This is a genomic window from Streptomyces bicolor, from assembly GCF_000719285.1.
Classification (GTDB): domain Bacteria; phylum Actinomycetota; class Actinomycetes; order Streptomycetales; family Streptomycetaceae; genus Streptomyces; species Streptomyces bicolor.
Genome location: NZ_JOFS01000088.1, coordinates 1 through 2,207, shown reverse-complemented (window position 1 = coordinate 2,207; position 2,207 = coordinate 1). Strand labels below are relative to the sequence as shown.

2 protein-coding genes are annotated in these 2,207 nt (G+C 68.1%); both read left to right on the top strand.

The annotated features are described in order from the left end of the window. Positions 1-92 precede the first annotated feature (92 nt). On the top strand, positions 93-1,340 hold the full coding sequence (gene istA / locus IF78_RS0142710; RefSeq protein ID WP_031488144.1) for an IS21 family transposase: 1,248 nt from the start codon (positions 93-95) through the stop codon (positions 1,338-1,340). After that, positions 1,340-2,134, top strand: a complete 795-nt coding sequence (gene istB / locus IF78_RS0142705) for an IS21-like element helper ATPase IstB (RefSeq protein WP_031488143.1) — start codon at positions 1,340-1,342, stop codon at positions 2,132-2,134. The genes istA and istB overlap by 1 nt, the downstream gene beginning before the upstream one ends. Positions 2,135-2,207 lie beyond the last annotated feature (73 nt).

The following is a 2,207-nucleotide window of genomic DNA, read 5'->3' as shown; positions in this document are numbered from 1 at the left end:
TGTCGGTGGCCTCTGAAAAGTGGACCAGTAGTGGCCTTTGAGAGTTGACCCCCTTCAGAGGTCTGGCTCGTTGAGTCAGGCCGGGAGGAAGGGTGATCGACGTGGAGGACTGGGCGGAGATCCGCCGGTTGCACCGGGCCGAGCAGATGCCGATCCGGGCGATCGCGAGGCATCTGGGCATCTCGAGAAACACGGTCCGGCGGGCCCTGACGAGTGACGCGGCGCCCAAGTACAGACGGGCGCCGAGGGGTTCGATCGTGGATGCGGTCGAGCCGGAGATCAGGGATCTGCTGAAGCGGTTCCCGGAGATGCCGGCGACGGTGATCGCGGAACGGATCGGCTGGACACGGTCGTACTCGGTGCTCAAGCGGCGGGTCCGTGACCTGCGGCCGGCCTACCGGGCCGCGGATCCGGTCTCACGGACCGGATATGAGCCGGGTGAACTCGCGCAGTGCGATCTGTGGTTCCCGCCCGCTGAGATCCCGCTCGGGTTCGGGCAGACGGGCAGCCCTCCGGTACTGGTGATGGTGACCGGCTACTCGCGCTGGATCACAGCGAGGATGCTGCCCACGAAGACGGCGGCCGACCTGATCTCCGGGCACTGGCGGCTGCTCACCGGACTCGGGGCCGTCCCGAAAGCCCTGGTCTGGGACAACGAGGCCGCGGTCGGCTCCTGGCGGGGCGGACGACCTCAACTCACGGAGGACTTCGCGGCGTTCGCCGGGCTGCTGGGCATCCGCATCATCCAGTGCCGCCCCGGTGACCCGGAGGCCAAGGGCCTGGTCGAACGGGCCAACGGCTATCTCGAGACCAGCTTTCTGCCCGGCCGCATCTTCGCCTCGCCGACCGACTTCAACATCCAGCTCGCCGACTGGCTGGCCAAGGCTAACCGGCGCATCCACCGCACCCTGCAGGCCCGCCCGTCCGAGCGGATCGAGGCAGACAAGGCGAGAATGCTGACCCTGCCACCAGTCGATCCGCCGGGCTGGTGGCGCTCCAGCCTGCGGCTTCCGCGTGATCACTATGTCCGCATCGACACATGCGACTACTCCGTCCACCCGCTCGCCATCGGCCGTCGCATCGAGGTCAAGGCCGACCTGGACCAGGTCCTGGCGTTCTGCGAGGACACCGAGGTCGCCCGGCATGCCCGCTGCTGGGCCCGGCACCAGTCGATCACCGACCCCACCCACGCCGCTGCTGCGAAAGCCGGCCGCGAACGAGCCCGGCAGCGGCCCGTCCCGGCCGACCAACTCGATGTCGAACAGCGGCCGTTGGACACCTATGACCGGATCTTCGGCGTCATCGACGGCGGACTGAGCACTGGCGAGGGAGTCGCGTGATGGCCGCCAAACAGACCTCGAACGGTCGGGATGTCTCCTCCGAACTCGTCTATCTCACCAAGGCGTTGAAGGCCCCTGCGTTGCGTGACGCGGCCGCCCGGCTGGCCGAGCGGGCCCGCGAAGAGGGCTGGAGTCATGAGGAGTATCTGGCGGCCTGCCTGCAGCGGGAGGTCGCCGCCCGCGATTCGCATGGCGCCGAGGGGCGCATCCGGGCCGCCCGTTTCCCCTCCCGCAAGTCGCTGGAGGACTTTGACTTCGACCACCAGCGGTCCGTGAAACGCGAGGTCATCGCGCATCTCGGGACGCTGGACTTCGTTGTCGGGAAGGAGAACGTGATCTTCCTGGGGCCGCCAGGCACCGGCAAGACCCACCTCGCCAGTGGACTCGGTATCCGGGCCTGCCAGGCCGGCCACCGGGTTGCCTTCGCCACCGCCGCCCAATGGGTCGCCCGCCTCGCCGAAGCCCACCAGGCCGGACGGCTGGGCGACGAGCTGACCCGACTCGGCCGGATCCCGCTGATCATCGTGGACGAGGTCGGCTACATCCCCTTCGAGCCCGAAGCCGCGAACCTGTTCTTCCAGTTCATCTCGGGCCGCTATGAGCGCGCGAGCGTGATCGTGACCAGCAACAAGCCCTTCGGGCGCTGGGGCGAGGTCTTCGGTGACGACACGGTCGCCGCCGCGATGATCGACCGCCTCGTCCACCATGCCGAAGTGATCTCGCTCAAGGGCGACAGCTACCGCATGCGCGGCCGCGACCTCGGACGGGTTCCCGCCGCCAACACCGGGGAATGACCAACATCAACTGACGGACCGGGGGTCAGAGTTCACTGACCACCACTGGGTTCACTTTCAGAGACCGCCGACA